Raw genomic sequence first — 15,509 nt, 5'->3', positions numbered from 1 at the left:
GAATGAATACACCATGCGTAGTAAATGGTTACCTTGGCTAATTTTGTCGCCTTCTCTGCTCTTCCTGTTCTTGTTTACCTATTTCCCGTTACTACGGTCGGTTTTCGATAGTCTTTACGACACCCGCATGACAGAAAACTCGCCACCCTTTGTCGGTTTAGGTAATTACATCCGCTTGATGAACGACCCGGTATTCTGGCGCGCACTGCTGAATAATGCGCTGTACATCCTGATGACGGTGATACCCGGCGTAATACTGGCGTTGCTACTGGCCGTAGCATTGAGGGAAAACTCCACAGTTAACCGTTGGTTACGTACGGCTTTCTTTTTTCCAATGATTATTCCAATGGTCAGCGCCGCCGCCTTATGGTTATTCATTTTTATGCCAGGCATGGGGTTGCTGGATTACTACCTGGCCAAACTGTTTGGCCCGATGAATAACAACTATCTCGGCATGAGTCACAGTGCGCTAATTGCGCTGAGCGTGATTGGTGTATGGAAATTCGCGGGCTATTACATGCTGTTCTTTCTGGCCGGACTGCAAGGCATCCCCCCCTCTACCCGAGAGGCCGCCATGATGGAAGGCGCTTCGCCGATACAGATTTTCTTCAATGTTACGCTGCCATTACTGCGTCCCACGCTCAGTTTTGTGATTACCACCGCGCTTATCTACTCCATTACCCAGATAGATCATGTGGTAGTGATGACTCACGGCGGGCCGGATAACGCCACTACCGTGCTGCTGTACTACATCCAGAATCTGGCCTGGGACACTCACGACCTTGGTAAAGCCTCCGCCGCCACCTTCCTTACGCTGGTCGCGTTGTTCCTCTTTTCGATGATTAATCTGAAAGTGCTTAATAAAGGGGCCCATTATGAGCGTTGAGATCTCTCCATCCGCTTCCCGTTCAGCCCACGCAGTCACATCTCTTCCCACGTGGTTGCGAGTACGCAGCCTCAACAGTGTGACACTGAGTACCTTACTGATTTGCTCCGCATTTCTATGGATAAGTCCATTTATCTGGATGTTGTCATCCGCCTTCAGCGCCAGCACTTTTAGTATCGACATGGCATCACTACTACCGCGTTTACCATTGACGCTGGACAACTTCCGCGATGCCTGGCAAAGCGCCAACTGGTTAAGTCTGTATGCCAATACGCTGTTTTTTGCCCTCGGCACCTTTTCCGTTCAGCTACTGACCATTACCACGGCCGGTTATGTGTTTGCCTGCCATGAATTTCGCGGCAAACAGACGCTGTTCACGCTGTTTCTGGTGCAATTGATGATTATGCCGGTAGTGATGATCGTACCCAACATGATGACCCTGAAACAGTTTGGGCTGCTCAATACACTAACCGGCGTGATGATGCCCTATTTCACCTCCGCATTTGGTGTATTCCTAATGCGTCAGGCATTCATGAATATTCCCAAAGAGATAGAAGAGGCCGCGCTGATGGAGGGCTGCCGTTGGTGGCAAGTGGTATTTCGTGTGCTGCTACCGATGTCATGGCCTTCCATTCTGGCGTTCGCCACAGTCAGCATCACCTACCACTGGAATGAGTATTTATGGCCGCTGATGATGCTCAATGACCCAGATAAGCAGGTACTGACTGTCGGGCTGGTCTCCTTCGCCATGGGCGCAGAATCCGGTGGACAGTGGGGAGTAATCAGTGCGGGGACATTGATGGTATGTCTGCCGCTAATGTTGGCGTTCATTCTTTTTCAAAAGCAGTTTTTAAGAAGTTTTGGTTTTTCAGGGATTAAATGAAGGAGTAAGTCATGCTGTTAGCCCATATATCCGATACCCATTTTCGCAGCCAAGGGCAAAATCTGTACGGGTTTATTGACATCAACGCCAGCAATGCTGATGTCATGTCCCAGTTGAATGCATTAACTGAACGCCCGGATGCAGTAGTGATCAGCGGCGATATCGTTAATTGCGGCCACCCGGCAGAATATCAGGTAGCGCGCCAGATACTGGGATACCTGCGCTACCCGCTGTATATCATCCCCGGTAACCATGACGATAAAACACATTTTCTGGAATATCTGCACCCGCTTTGTCCGCAATTGGGTAACGATCCGGAGAATATGCGCTACGCGATAGACGACTATCCAATGCGTCTGCTGTTTATCGACTCCAGCCGGACCGGTACCTCAAAGGGCTGGCTGACGGAAGAGACATTGGCATGGCTGGAAACACAACTCAGTACCAGCGGCGATAAGCCAACAGCCGTGTTTATGCACCATCCACCCATCGCACTGGGTTCGGCACAAATGGACCCCATCGCCTGTGAAAACGGCTATCGACTGCTGGAATTGGTGGAACGTTTTCCCTCACTGGTCCGTATTTTTTGCGGTCACAATCATTGTCTGATCATGACCCAGTATCGCCAGGCAATCATCGCCACCCTGCCTGGAACAGTGCATCAAGTGCCTTATTTCCATGAAGATAAACGTCCTTACTACAACATGTCACCACCAGCCTGTCTGATGCATCGGCTGGTCGACAACCATCTGGTGAGTTACCTCCATTCTCTGGCGCACTATGCAGGCCCATGGCTCTACAATGAAACCATCAGCTACCCGGTGGATGAACAGTGATGTCAATGTTGCGACTGAATAACATCAATAAGTATTTCGACGGCAAACCCGCGTTACAGTCATTATCTCTGGATATTGCCGACGGTGAATTTTTAGTACTGGTTGGCCCCTCGGGCTGTGGTAAAAGCACGCTGCTGCGACTGTTGGCAGGGTTAGAAAACGTCAGTGATGGGGAAATCTGGCTAAACGGTGAGAACATCACCGCGCTTTCGCCCCGCGAGCGCAATTTCGCGATGATCTTTCAGAATTATGCGCTGTTCCCACATTTGACAGTAAAAGAGAACATCACTTTTGGCATGCGGATGCGTAAAGAACCCAAGGCCATCTATCAACCGCAAGTAGAAAAAGTCACTCGGTTACTGCAACTGGATACGCTGCTGGATCGTAAACCGGCCAAACTTTCCGGCGGCCAGCGTCAACGAGTGGCGATGGCCCGTGCCATCGTGCGTAATCCACGCCTGTTCTTAATGGATGAACCGCTCTCCAACCTGGATGCCCGACTGCGCACCGAAGTCCGGGACGGCATTATGGCACTGCATCAACAGTTGAAAACCAGCACGGTGTACGTTACCCACGACCAGACGGAAGCCATGTCGATGGCTGATCGTATCGCCGTGATGGATGGCGGTAAACTGCAACAGATTGGTACGCCGGAGCAGCTTTACACCTATCCGGCCAATCTGTTTGTCGCGCGGTTTATCGGTACTCCAGCAATGAATGTATTTGAACTACCCTGCAATGATGGCAACGTGTTGGTGGATAAATGCACCATGCCGTTACCTTCCCATGCGACACAAATACAAAACGTCTTCTTTGGCGTACGACCAGAACATATCACCGACGCCCCCAACGCAGAAGAGCACGCTCTACAGCTTACCGGCACCGTAATACAGCGGGAACTGCTGGGTGCCGAGTATCTGCTACACGTTAATACGCCTATCGGCCTATTGCGCTATTACCGCAAAAATCGCGGAACAGCTCCGATCACCGGCGAAACAGTCTGTCTCGGATTTTCACCCTTGGATGTTCATCTTTTTAATGCCGAAACCCGGCATAATTTATACCAGGAGATCCCCCATGCATAAGTTACAGGCACTAACGCTCAGCGTCGCCATAACGTTCTCTGGCGCGGCGTTAGCAAAACAAGATATTGATTTCATGTTTCCAGCACCAGTAGATGGCAAGCTGACCATGGAAATGACACGGATCATTAAAGACTTCAACAGCTCACAAGACAGCGTGAAAGTACGCGGTATCTTCACCGGCAATTACGACACCACAAAGATGAAAGCGGAAGCAGCCACTAAAGCCGGCCAGCCTCCTGCATTAGTGATTATGTCTGCCAACTTCACCACCGATCTGGCGCTGAAGAAAGAAATTCTGCCGATGGATGAACTGTTCAAATATGGCGATCAGAAAGCTACACCCTTCCTGATGAACGAGTTTTGGCCCGCGATGCATAAAAATGCGCAGGTAATGGGCGTGACCTACGCTATCCCATTCCAGAATTCCACACCGATCCTCTACTACAACAAAACCATGTTTGCGCAGGCCGGCATTCATCAGCCACCGCAAAATTGGCAGGAATTGCTGGCAGATGCCAAAAAACTGACCGATAAGAGCAAAGGTCAATGGGGCATTATGTTACCGTCCACTAACGACGATTACGGCGGCTGGATTTTCTCTGCTCTGGTACGCGCCAATGGCGGTAATTACTATAACGAAAACTATCCTGGCGAAGTGTATTACAACTCCCCAACGACTATCGGTGCATTGCGCTTCTGGCAGGACCTGATTTACAAGGACAACGTAATGCCAGCTGGCGTACTGAACTCCAAGCAAATCAGCGCGGCGTTTTTCTCCGGTAAGCTGGGTATGACGATGCTAAGTACCGGAGCACTGGGATTTATGCGGGAAAACACCAAAGGCTTTGAGCTGGGTGTCGCGATGCTGCCAGCAAAAGTACAACGAGCTGTAACGATTGGCGGTGCCAGTCTGGTCAGCTTTAGAGGCATATCGGAAGATCAGAAAAAAGCCGCTTACACGTTCCTGAAATATCTGGTTAGCCCGAAGATCAACGGCAGTTGGAGCCGCTTCACCGGCTATTTCTCACCGCGCAAAGCTTCTTATGGCACACCAGAAATGAAGGCTTATCTGGCGAACGACCCTCGTGCGGTCATTGCGTTGGAACAGCTGAAATACGCACATCCTTGGTACGCCACCTACGAAACCGTAGCGGTACGCAAAGCGATGGAAAACCAGTTGGCCGCAGTGGTCAATGATGCAAAAGTGACGCCTGAAGCCGCAGTCAAAACCGCACAGCAAGAAGCGGATGCAATTATGAAACCTTATGTTGACCAGACCACGCTAGACACCGTGAAATAATCAATGCATCAGCCCCACGCGAGTGGGGCTGGATTCATTCGGTAGCGTATAAGTCTTTCAGCAAAGAGAACCATTTACTTTTATCACGATTAATTCAGGGAAGCTCAATTATATTTCGCAATCAAACGTTCATAGATACTCATATAACTGTCTACCATTTTGGTAGCAGTAAAATGCTCATAAAATCGAAGTTGTGCACTTTTCCCCATATCCTGGGCCATGTCAGGGTTGGACCAAAGACGAATCAATGCCTGCCTCAAATCCTGGACATCTGCTGGTGCAACGGCTAACCCAGTGACATTGGGTTCATTAACAAATGTTGTAGCAGTACCAATTTCGCAGGAAATCATTGGTCTTCCATACATGGCAGCTTCCAGCAATGTCATGCCATATGCTTCAGCGCGGAGATGTGAAGGGAAAACCACCCCATAGCAAAGCTCAAGCAATGCGCACTTATCTTCATCCGTAACTGGGCCGATAAAGTGAGTCTGCTTAAGCCCCAAAGCAGCTGCCTGAGCTTTGAGCTCCTTTTCGTAGGGCCCTTCACCTATAATAATCAGAGGATAATCCAGTCCGGCCATCGCCTGAAGTAAATAGGACAACCCTTTGTAATAGCGTAAAAAACCAATAAAAAGGAAAAAACGGCCACCAAATTGATTGCGCCATTTCTCAAGTTGGGAAAAAGATGCTTTCGTATAGAAACTTGGCTCCAAACCATAAGGAATCACATCAGGTGTTCTTTTAAGTGACTGTAAGACTGGGCTGGTTCGCATATAATTCGGCGACGATGCAACAACAGCATCAACGCTATTCAGGAAGTGATACATCAACGGTCGATAAATGCGTAACAAGTTTTTTTGTTTAACAATATCAGCATGGTAGCTCACAATTGTCGGTTTACGGGGACGAACCAGAAAGTGAACCAAATCCATGTAAGGCCATGGGAAATGGTAATGTATCAAATCAGCCTTCTCGGCAAGGCGACGAAAATCATTGATTGCCGAGAGAGAAAATCCCGTTGATGCTACATATAGATCTTGACGGGATGTATAGACATGATGATTGCCATTGAGCCTATTTTGTGAAGACCCATTAGGACTCAACGCAAGAACATCCACTTCAGCTCCCCGTTTACAAGAGCCTTCAGCAAGTTGATAAATGACTTGCTGAATCCCACCATAAGCGTCGGGATAATAAGTTTTGAAGAAATGAAGAATTCTCATTAGCTGTTAACAACTTTCTCATAAACAGCAATTGTCTGTTCAGTACAACGTTGCCATGAAAACGCGCCAGCACGTCGCAACCCACGGGTGATACTACTACTTCGCCACGGCTCATCCTCAATAGCCTGAGCCAACAAATCTGTCATACTGTCTACATCATCCGGTTTGCACATTAATCCTATATCTCCAATTACTTCGGGTAAAGAAGATGAATCCGAGCAGACTACAGGGATACCAGAAGCCATTGCTTCAAGTACTGGTAAACCGAATCCTTCATATAAAGACGGGAAACAAAACACTCGTGCACCAGCAAACAACACAGGTAGCTCTCTGGCAGGCAAATAACCAAGATAACGAACCCATCCTTCTCTCTCTGCAACTTCAATCCGGTGCATGATATCTTCATTATGCCACCCCTTATATCCCGTCAGGATCAAAGGAATTAGGCGCCGACAATTAAGAGAAAGTCTGGAATAGGCATCCAATAATGCCACGAGATTCTTACGTGGTTCAATGGTACCGACATAGAGTAAATATTGCTGGTATTTCAATTGATACTTGTTCAATACAGGAAGGCACTCATCTGCAGTGCGAGGGTGAAAATCAGCAGAACAGGCCAACGGAACGGCATGAATATACTCAATAGGCCAGTTGAAGTAATCTGCAACCTCCTGACGTACATAATCAGAGTCCGTGATCAACGCATCAGCACAACTAATTGTTTTTATGAGCTCTTTCTGCATAAAACGAATTCGCTGCGATGTGTTGCATTCCGTCCAGGTAAATGGAGATAAGTCATGGAAGGTGGCGATCTTTTTACCCGGAAATGGCGGTAAAAAAAAATTTGGACCATGATAGAGGTAATCACCATATTGCTTCAATGCAATGCGCTTTAGCAAAGGCAGTAGAACCCGGTAAACCTCGGTAGCAAAATAGCTTTTCTGTACCCACTGTTTCATACCGTGCTGCAGCCCGGCTCTCTCTTGAACCACAGGTAGCTCTGAGAGAAAACGATTACCAGCGAAGAACTTGAGGTCAGAAAGTTGGGGAGCCTGCATTAGAGCAGATGCAAGCTCCCATGTGTAACGGCCAATACCCGTTAAAGGAAACCGAATTGTTTCAACTGATAATATAATCCTCACTCCGATTCCAACATCCAACGGAGTGTTTCTTCAAGTTTCGGCGTCTGCCATTCACCAATCAACGAACGAAGCAAGGTAGCATCACCGCATAGCGTTTTGACCTCATTTGTCCGAACCCAAGCAGAATTCACACTAATACCTATATGATAACCAGTAATCGACTCACAGAGAGCAATCACTTCACGCAGACTGTGCATCTGGCCGGAACAGACATTGACCACCTTGCCAGCGACACCATTTTCAATCAAACGACGATATGCCTGAACCAAGGCACGTACATCACTAAAATCTCGCCAGACATCCAGGTTCCCCAGTTCAAGAATCTGGGCTTTACGCTTAAAGTGATCGACTATCTTAGGTAGCAGAAAGTCATTCGTCTGGCCAATCCCTGTGTAATTGAAAGGCCGGGTGATGACGATCGGTAGGCGATCCATCCACAGATGGGCCATAAATTCCATAGATAACTTGCTGACGGCATAGTCATTGGCAGGATCCGGCTGAGCAGACTCAGCCAGCATTCCTTCCGAACGGTTACCATAAACATTAGCACTGCTGGCAATCAGAACTGACTGAGGCTTTTTAGTCGTTTTAACCAGGCATTCGAGCAGATTATGTGTGCCAATTACATTCACCTGATAGTAATCATTGGCATTACCATGGCCGATAAAGGCCAATGCAGCCAAATGGATAATCACATCCGGTTGGATGTGATCAATGGTGTCCTGTAGCCCGACCTGGTCAGCCAGATCAACCTGGAAAAAATCGGCCTCGGATGAAGGTTGTGTTCCCAACCCAAAGATACGATACCCTGCTGATGACATTTCGTCCGCCATATAACGGCCGGTAAACCCATTAATGCCAGTGATCAGAATGCGTTGTTCAGCCATCAGAAAGAGAATCCTGCTTCATTACGACGAAGGTCTGCGCTCACCATCATCTGGCAGAGTTCTTCCAATGTAGTTTTAGGTTCCCAACCCAATTTCTTTTGAGCATAGGCAGGGTTACCAATCAGTAACTCCACCTCTGATGGACGATAAAACTTCGGATTCACTCGCACCAAGACCTTTCCAGTAGTCGTATCAATCCCGACCTCATTCTCTGATGCCCCTTCAAACTTCAGCGTAAAACCACCTGCTTTAAAAGCCATGGTCACAAAATCACGCACACTCTCGGTACGGTTAGTCGCCAGAACGTAGGTATCTGGAGTATCAGCCTGCAGCATCCGCCACATACCCTCAACATACTCCTTAGCAAAACCCCAATCACGCTTAGCGTCAAGATTTCCTAATTCCAGCACATCTAGTTTGCCCAATTTGATTTTGGCAACTGAATCAGTGATCTTGCGCGTTACAAACTCCCGACCACGCAGTGGAGACTCATGATTGAACAGGATGCCGCTACAAGCAAAAATATTGTAACTTTCGCGGTAGTTTATGGTCATCCAGTGAGCATACAATTTGGCTACACCATAAGGACTACGTGGGTAGAAAGGCGTGTTTTCAGTTTGCGGAATAGCCTGAACCTTACCAAACATCTCGGATGTCGATGCCTGATAGAAGCGGATCTTTGGATTAACAATACGAATAGCTTCAAGCAAGTTCAAAACACCAATACCGGTAATTTCAGCAGTGGTTACAGGTTGTTCAAAAGAAACGCCAACAAAACTTTGTGCCGCAAGATTGTAGACTTCTGTCGCCTTTGTGTTCTGTAGCAAACGGATACTGGCGGACATATCGGTTAAATCGTATTCAACCACATGAAAATTCGGATGTTTATCAATGCCCAGCTCTTCGAGACGCCAAAAGTTAACGGAGCTGGTGCGGCGATATGTGCCATATACCGTATAGCCCTTGTTCAGCAATAACTCGGCCAGGTAAGCGCCATCTTGACCAGTAATACCCGTAACAATTACCGAAGTCATCAATGATTCCTTATTTTAAACAGAGTGAAAATTACACATTGTGTTGAGTGAATTGGCGAAATTTCTCTGCATCCCAGTTAAGTAACTCAGCGATAGCGTTTTGAGAAAGCGCACGAGGCTCATAATCATAAACACGAAGCAGAACTTCCACATAGCAACGCAACATACTTTCTGCGGCCAAAGAGGCCGTTTCTTTCAACAAAACACCCTGACCTGGAACGATTATTGAGTCAGGATAATTGTATGCTGGTAGAGCCGCTGGTGAAACACAAATATAAGCTCGGCTGCCAAGAAAAACCGCATGGTCTGGGTACAATACCCACGCCTTCCGGCTGAGCTCCATCAAGCGCTCATCAAACGCCAGAGCATTCACTGTTGCGTCCGAAACGACCCGATACCCAGCATTCCGCCAGTTAGACAGACTACTATCCGAAAACTGACAGCGTGCGCTAACCACTCTAGGTGAACAGTTCAAGCGCCTAATAACAGAATCAAGAAGATCACACAATACCGACACCGATTCTGCTGCCACCACTAGTCCATGATTTCCCAATACCAAGATATCCGGCATACAATGATGTCTCGAGATTTCCGACGAAACAGCCGCCGCAAGCTCTTTACCTGGCTTGGCATAATCAACCCATTTCCAATTCAATCCGTCCAGTAATGCTGCAATACGCCGATATCCATCCGCCAATACACTTAAAGCAATCATGTCAACAGGATGCAAATGAAGAACAACACGTTGTGGTAACAATGCATGCAATGCCGTTTCAATAGAAGGACGTGAACCCTCAGCTGCAAAACGAACAGCAGACGAGTAATCCTCCCCACCATCAGCGATTAACGCACGAACAGCGGTCAAGTCCATCTGAACATAGATATCTCGGCGCATGGCATCCATCAGCCAGGTCCCCGAGCTTTTTACATAAAGGGAGTCGAGCTCCTTCCAGGATATATTCCCTCCGGCCCCCTGGACCAAAAGTGGATTTTCTCCCACGTTCACTGCAAGGGAATTAATTTCATTTCTCATAACTTACCTTATTGTGAAACGAACATCCTGAGCACTATGAGGATTAGCATTATAAAACCATTCACATCCTTCTTGAACCGGACTCAATCGAAGAATGTAATTACCTGCAGCCGTCGGAAAAAGGACAACAATAGGAACGCTAACCGTTTCACCATCTTTTATTCCTTCAGGGATATAAGAACGAATACCCTCTTTTACAACAACATGGGTATCGGCCGACAACCACTGATAACTCATGTTGACGGATCCTTTGCCGGCAAGAGAAACAAATGGTTCACCAGAATGATTAGTTAGATTGACCCAGAAAACTTCGACACGCGGTCCTTTCATGAAGGGGAAAGAATTTGAGACTTGCACATCTTCTAAGCCAGTTAGCTGTACCGTAGCATCATAATGCACCAGACATTTTGCCTCTGCTGTTCGCGTTACGTCAGCGACACGAGTAAAACGGGAATAACCACTGTTTGCTTCGAAAGCTATTTTATATTTCCACAAGTATCCGCTGGTAACAGCAACAATGCCCACCAATAATGTATAAACAAGATATCGTTTACTTGTCGATATATTAGCTTCCGCCACAAATAATGGGATTAAAAAGATGAATACGTTAGCTGCTTTCATATAAAAGGTATAGTACATCATAACAGTGCGACCAAAACAGAGGTACAGCAACGACATAATGACGGCGCCACCCGCTAATGCAACTATCCACTCAGGCTTTTCCTGATATTTAATCAGCACTTTGGATGCAAAGAAGATCACCATAATTAGAAGTAGCATGAAACAAATTAAGGAAGCTGCTTCAAGATAAGATTGTATGCCTGCCGAAACCAAATAATGGTGTCCAGAAAGTCCAGCATGCAGTGCTATCCACCATTCTTTGAAAGGTAGGCCCAATATTCCAACCGTTTGCTCAGAAGGTGCGAATCCAAAATGGTGCCGAAGATAAATCTGCCAAATTAAAAATACGATGACAGGCACACATAGCGCTAAAAAAACCCGGCTACGTATTTCACGTAACAATACGTTGACCCAATCTTTCGATGGGTATTCAATCAGCCTTTTTAACAACAGGAAAGCCAAAAAAAACACCGGGAAAATAACATAACTTTCTCTGGACAGAACTGACATCATTATCAGGAATGCCCCTACCCCTAACCACCGTTTTGACTTTAACAACGCCAGAGTACCGACGATCAAAAAAGCATCTGCCGCTGCGTCAGGCAAGCCATTAAGAAGGGTAATTTGTGTCCCTACGCCAGCAACCCAAGCAATTCCTGTAAACACCCAGCCGTTTCTCATCGACATAATACGGCCAATAGCCCAAACAGCAACAAGCACCAATCCCAGATAGGAAAAGTAATAAACCTCAGGCGAAACCCAACTATGGCCTGTAATAAATGCTACAAATGCAGCATAAAGAGGCAGGCCAATCCGTTGATAACGATAAGCAGGGACATCTATATGTTTAGGAATATCTTTTAATCCAAGAAGATCATTGGAAATATAATAATAAAATTGACCATCCCAGCCGGATTCATTCTTACCGTAAAATAAAGGTTCGATCCCTTTTTGGGCAAGTTCGGTAGGCACTCCGAACATTTTTGCTGGCAAAAAGAAGTAATTAATATTGCCATTTAATGTCCCCTTCATATATACAGACATTGTTGTCATACATATTACAGCGGCAAATATAACCAATATTGACTGCACTATTCCCTTTCTCATACAATTTCCCTCAGATTAGCTAAAATACACCTTAACTCTCCAAATGATTCAATAAATATATCAGGCCTTGTGTCCCTTACACCTTTCTCTACACCCTCATGAATCTTTTGGATGGTAAAAGCACCAATAGTCTCACGAGCCCCCTTTATATCGTTAACCGGGCTATCACCGATCATCCAAATGGGGCCCACACCCGGACGCATTTTCTCAAGTGCAATTTTGAAAGGTGACGGATGCGGTTTGTCAAAACCCGCCTCTTCACTCGTGACAATATAATCAAAATATTGATCAAGCCCGAAGTAAACAATCTTTCTGAACTGGATTTGCGCCGTTAGGTCTGTCACGATAGCAGTTGGCACTTTCGCCAAACGTAGATCATCAAGAAAATCCGTCACACCATCAAATAACTCTGCTTTACCAAGGAAAGTTCGCCAATATGTCTGCTCAAGATCCAGCGCCAAGAGAACTTGAGATCCAAGACCAATTAACTCAAGCATACGTTGAAAGTATAATAAACGGCTATGTGAACTCGCTAAATGTTTAAGCCTCGACTTCACCTCGTCACGGGCCTTATAAAACGCATGATCAAATTGCTCAGGAGTAATAGAAAAGAGACTAACCGCCTTCTCCCTTGTCGCTTTCATTGCTGCCACGTGACAAGGTTCATAGTGATATAAAGTATTATCTGTATCAAATAAAACCGCAGCCGGTTTTTGAACACTTAATTTATTCAAAACATTCACCATACGAATTTTTTTACACGAGTCTGATATAAATGACTGATAACAAATAGCTGCATCAATCCAAGCATTCCCCCTTCCCATACCGGATTCAAATCAAGGAGTTCATCAATATTAGGAAGTAATTGATTTGCTGCAAGGGCAATATCTTCAGCCCAAATATCACCTTCTATACTCATCATGACATGCGTATCATTTGATGCGATATCCATATCCACATGCATACCACAAATACCCACCAGCACTCTTCTTAACGCAATCTCTAACCCTCCGCGTCTAGTCTGAACATGAAGCTTAGTACGGATGACGTTATTATCTGATGTATTATTGAGTAGTAAAGGATGGATAGGTTGTAATGATAGAACAAGATCAGCAAATGCTTTCTGTGGCCTAATAAAATGACAAGAATCAGGTTCACGACGTACTAATGTAGCAAAAACTTTTTCACGTGAATGGCCACGCACATCGACATCCCGCCTAAGTTTAAAATAGTGTCTCAACCCTTCATCAATATCTAGGTATACAGATACATCGTAGCACTCTCTCATCATAGGCAAATACAAAGCATGTAATCCACTAACCATGACAACATCATTTGGTGCCAGACGATATGGTTTACCTTTCAATCCTTGGCTATGATCGTAATGACGAGCTAGGATAGGGCGACGATGAGTCAGATTCACCACGTCTTCACTCATTTTTTCCAGTTCATTGGCCTGAGGATTAAGGTGAGTCATGGCATGCCACATTGGCTTATGTCTGTCCCAAAAATGATAATCATCACCTGAAATAGAAACAACGGAATGGTTCCCAAACAAACCTGTCAAGCAATCAACTAACGTATCTTTCCCTGCACCTGAATCACCAGCAATACCAAGAACGATAGGGCGACGAGACAATCCAAAAATATCGTTTGCCCGAACAGCTTCCTTATATAAACGCCAGCAAAGTACCATACCAAAAGCAGTAAGCGATGACAGTAATATCCCGCGCAAGTGCTCATTTATCCCAGCTTTGATACTTATCAGGAAGTCCAGCGGTATAAATTCAGATCTTGGTACAGGCGTGGAAAGAAAAACGACCAAAACATAAATAAGAGAAAAAGCCGCGACCAACTCAACCATCCTTCGACCATTTTGAACCTGCAAATAAACTAAAAACGGCATAACCCATACAAACCAGCCAGGGGACGCAGGAGTCAGAAGTAAGAACAAAAAGAAAACTATCGCTAGTGAAGCAATCAGAAAACCCAAACCAAATCGCCCAATACGCCACACAACATACAACATAAGCAAATAGGCCATAAAGAGAAGGTAAATCTCTGTGTGATCGTTAATTTTTATCGAGAACTGATAAATCTTCTGCATCTCTGGATTAGTCAACAACATATCCATTGCACCAGCAGAAAAACAGAAGGGAACCAGCAATACTACTGATGCTCCCAATAATCCTTTAAAAAAATCAAAAGCCAAGATCCGATTTGCCTTATTGCGCCATAAATAAAAATACAACAACGGTAAAACAGCCACCATGCTCAGTTTGGCGGATATCGCACACCCAAACAAGACACCCGCCAAAAGAGGTTTTTTATCCCTGATATATAACACTGCAATACAGAGTAAAGTTACTGGTAGAAGATCATTCAGACCCAGCCAATAAGTCGCAAACAGTATAATAGGAGAGCACCAATATAGCACCATCAAGGTTCGTTCAGACACCTTCATAAACTTGTGCAAGACAGCCAATAATATAAAGTCAGCAAACAACAGAGTTAATGCATAACCATAATAAATTGGGAAACCGACCCAATAGGCAACACTACATAATGGCAGAAATGCGAGCCACATGGCATACCCATAAGGAAATACCAAATAGGAACCGCCTGTTGCCAAATAGGTAGACCATGGATCAAGTGAAAAATTACTGATACTACTTTTGATAAAGGGGACATACCATAGATTTGCAGCCTCTGGTACCAATAATACGATCAAACTCAGCTTAACAAGCAATCCTGTCAAGAATAGAGGATGACGCAACATCCTCTTATCAAACATCTGTCCGTCCCCATAATTCTGGTTTCTTGGTACAAATTGCATCCATCGTCATACATTTTTTTGCAATTAAGTCACGCATTCTCGGAATCTCAGTTTCTGCATTTCGCCCCTGAAGTTCGGGAGAAACAAGACAAAGCCTGAAACCAGCTTCTTTCAAACGCTGATAGTCAACCAACGCCAAAGGGAAATGTGTAAAGCAATCCACCCAAACCCAGTCTATACGACCAGCGAGAGTTAATGCCGTTTCAACAGATTCAAACTCCGAAACACGTACAGCGCAACGCGGCTCTCCCATATTTGCCCATTTGACAATAAATGGAAATGATTGATCTAAAAAGAAAAAATTTGTAATATTATGTCGACTCATACACCCTAGCACCTCCTGCTCCAGTCCTTCCTCTTTGACATTCAAAATTAGGGTGCCATGACGATAAGCCGCAGCCCATGTATCAAAATCTTCACCCACTACAAAGGGATCGTGGTGTATAACTAATCGCCCGCTTTCACTGCGAATATCTACCTCAACACCACAGTCGACAGGGGTATTATTAAGTTCAGCTATAGTATTACGCCTATGTATAATGTATTCCATTTTCTATTTCCCTATAAACAAAGATAATATTATCGCCTTCTTCTCAAGCAGTACGCAAGGTGAGCAATAATATCACTCCCGCCACT

14 protein-coding genes are annotated in these 15,509 nt (G+C 45.5%); 5 read left to right on the top strand and 9 right to left on the bottom strand.

Annotated elements, in window-relative coordinates:
• The first annotated feature begins 13 nt into the window (after positions 1 to 13).
• The 5 genes from PCO85_03955 to PCO85_03935 are packed head-to-tail and all read left to right on the top strand — an operon-like array spanning position 14 to position 4,990.
• Positions 14 to 886: a sugar ABC transporter permease gene (locus tag PCO85_03955; protein ID WJV54612.1), complete on the top strand. Its 873-nt coding sequence runs from the start codon at positions 14 to 16 to the stop codon at positions 884 to 886.
• Positions 876 to 1,769 carry a carbohydrate ABC transporter permease gene (locus PCO85_03950; protein ID WJV54611.1) on the top strand — a complete coding sequence of 298 codons (894 nt, stop codon included), beginning with the start codon at positions 876 to 878 and terminating at the stop codon, positions 1,767 to 1,769. The genes PCO85_03955 and PCO85_03950 overlap by 11 nt, the downstream gene beginning before the upstream one ends.
• Positions 1,770 to 1,780: 11 nt before the next feature.
• A complete protein-coding gene (locus PCO85_03945) occupies positions 1,781 to 2,605 on the top strand; it encodes a phosphodiesterase (protein WJV54610.1) in 825 nt (274 codons plus the stop codon).
• 5 nt (positions 2,606 to 2,610) lie between these two features.
• The gene (locus PCO85_03940) at positions 2,611 to 3,690 is read left to right on the top strand and encodes an ABC transporter ATP-binding protein (GenBank protein ID WJV55986.1); all 1,080 of its coding nucleotides are present in this window, start codon (positions 2,611 to 2,613) and stop codon (positions 3,688 to 3,690) included.
• On the top strand, positions 3,683 to 4,990 hold the full coding sequence (locus tag PCO85_03935) for an ABC transporter substrate-binding protein (GenBank protein ID WJV54609.1): 1,308 nt from the start codon (positions 3,683 to 3,685) through the stop codon (positions 4,988 to 4,990). The genes PCO85_03940 and PCO85_03935 overlap by 8 nt, the downstream gene beginning before the upstream one ends.
• A gap of 104 nt (positions 4,991 to 5,094) precedes the next feature.
• Here PCO85_03935 and PCO85_03930 read toward each other — a convergent pair whose 3' ends face one another.
• Genes PCO85_03930 through PCO85_03890 form a run of 9 tightly spaced genes read right to left on the bottom strand, consistent with a single transcriptional unit; the run spans position 5,095 to position 15,423 of the window.
• The gene (locus PCO85_03930; protein ID WJV54608.1) at positions 5,095 to 6,213 is read right to left on the bottom strand and encodes a glycosyltransferase family 4 protein; all 1,119 of its coding nucleotides are present in this window, start codon (positions 6,211 to 6,213) and stop codon (positions 5,095 to 5,097) included.
• Positions 6,213 to 7,355: a glycosyltransferase family 1 protein gene (locus PCO85_03925; protein WJV54607.1), complete on the bottom strand. Its 1,143-nt coding sequence runs from the start codon at positions 7,353 to 7,355 to the stop codon at positions 6,213 to 6,215. Before PCO85_03925 ends, PCO85_03930 begins: the two co-directional genes overlap by 1 nt.
• The gene (locus PCO85_03920; GenBank protein WJV54606.1) at positions 7,352 to 8,242 is read right to left on the bottom strand and encodes a GDP-mannose 4,6-dehydratase; all 891 of its coding nucleotides are present in this window, start codon (positions 8,240 to 8,242) and stop codon (positions 7,352 to 7,354) included. Before PCO85_03920 ends, PCO85_03925 begins: the two co-directional genes overlap by 4 nt.
• A complete protein-coding gene (gmd, locus tag PCO85_03915; GenBank protein WJV54605.1) occupies positions 8,242 to 9,276 on the bottom strand; it encodes a GDP-mannose 4,6-dehydratase in 1,035 nt (344 codons plus the stop codon). The genes PCO85_03920 and gmd overlap by 1 nt, the downstream gene beginning before the upstream one ends.
• Positions 9,277 to 9,307: 31 nt before the next feature.
• A complete protein-coding gene (locus PCO85_03910) occupies positions 9,308 to 10,309 on the bottom strand; it encodes a class II aldolase/adducin family protein (protein ID WJV54604.1) in 1,002 nt (333 codons plus the stop codon).
• Positions 10,310 to 10,312: 3 nt separating this feature from the next.
• Positions 10,313 to 12,037 (bottom strand): hypothetical protein, encoded by a 1,725-nt coding sequence (locus tag PCO85_03905; protein WJV54603.1) that lies wholly within the window; start codon positions 12,035 to 12,037, stop codon positions 10,313 to 10,315.
• Positions 12,034 to 12,780, bottom strand: coding sequence for an HAD family hydrolase (locus PCO85_03900; protein WJV55985.1), 747 nt, complete (start codon positions 12,778 to 12,780; stop codon positions 12,034 to 12,036). The genes PCO85_03905 and PCO85_03900 overlap by 4 nt, the downstream gene beginning before the upstream one ends.
• A complete protein-coding gene (locus tag PCO85_03895; GenBank protein WJV54602.1) occupies positions 12,777 to 14,831 on the bottom strand; it encodes a uridine kinase in 2,055 nt (684 codons plus the stop codon). Before PCO85_03895 ends, PCO85_03900 begins: the two co-directional genes overlap by 4 nt.
• On the bottom strand, positions 14,824 to 15,423 hold the full coding sequence (locus PCO85_03890) for a phosphatidylinositol-specific phospholipase C/glycerophosphodiester phosphodiesterase family protein (GenBank protein ID WJV54601.1): 600 nt from the start codon (positions 15,421 to 15,423) through the stop codon (positions 14,824 to 14,826). The genes PCO85_03895 and PCO85_03890 overlap by 8 nt, the downstream gene beginning before the upstream one ends.
• Between the last annotated feature and the right edge of the window lie 86 nt (positions 15,424 to 15,509).

Source organism: Prodigiosinella aquatilis (assembly GCA_030388725.1).
Classification (GTDB): domain Bacteria; phylum Pseudomonadota; class Gammaproteobacteria; order Enterobacterales; family Enterobacteriaceae; genus Prodigiosinella; species Prodigiosinella aquatilis.
Note: the sequence above shows the minus strand (reverse complement) of the source record. Positions and strands in the feature narration are given on the sequence as shown.

Coding starts and splice junctions, on each gene's coding strand:
- PCO85_03955 (WJV54612.1), top strand. CDS start 14: ATGCGTAGTAAATGGTTACCTTGGCTAATTTTGTCGCCTTCTCTGCTC.
- PCO85_03950 (WJV54611.1), top strand. CDS start 876: ATGAGCGTTGAGATCTCTCCATCCGCTTCCCGTTCAGCCCACGCAGTC.
- PCO85_03945 (WJV54610.1), top strand. CDS start 1,781: ATGCTGTTAGCCCATATATCCGATACCCATTTTCGCAGCCAAGGGCAA.
- PCO85_03940 (WJV55986.1), top strand. CDS start 2,611: ATGTTGCGACTGAATAACATCAATAAGTATTTCGACGGCAAACCCGCG.
- PCO85_03935 (WJV54609.1), top strand. CDS start 3,683: ATGCATAAGTTACAGGCACTAACGCTCAGCGTCGCCATAACGTTCTCT.
- PCO85_03930 (WJV54608.1), bottom strand. CDS start 6,213: ATGAGAATTCTTCATTTCTTCAAAACTTATTATCCCGACGCTTATGGT.
- PCO85_03920 (WJV54606.1), bottom strand. CDS start 8,242: ATGGCTGAACAACGCATTCTGATCACTGGCATTAATGGGTTTACCGGC.
- gmd (WJV54605.1), bottom strand. CDS start 9,276: ATGACTTCGGTAATTGTTACGGGTATTACTGGTCAAGATGGCGCTTAC.
- PCO85_03910 (WJV54604.1), bottom strand. CDS start 10,309: ATGAGAAATGAAATTAATTCCCTTGCAGTGAACGTGGGAGAAAATCCA.
- PCO85_03905 (WJV54603.1), bottom strand. CDS start 12,037: ATGAGAAAGGGAATAGTGCAGTCAATATTGGTTATATTTGCCGCTGTA.
- PCO85_03895 (WJV54602.1), bottom strand. CDS start 14,831: ATGTTTGATAAGAGGATGTTGCGTCATCCTCTATTCTTGACAGGATTG.
- PCO85_03890 (WJV54601.1), bottom strand. CDS start 15,423: ATGGAATACATTATACATAGGCGTAATACTATAGCTGAACTTAATAAT.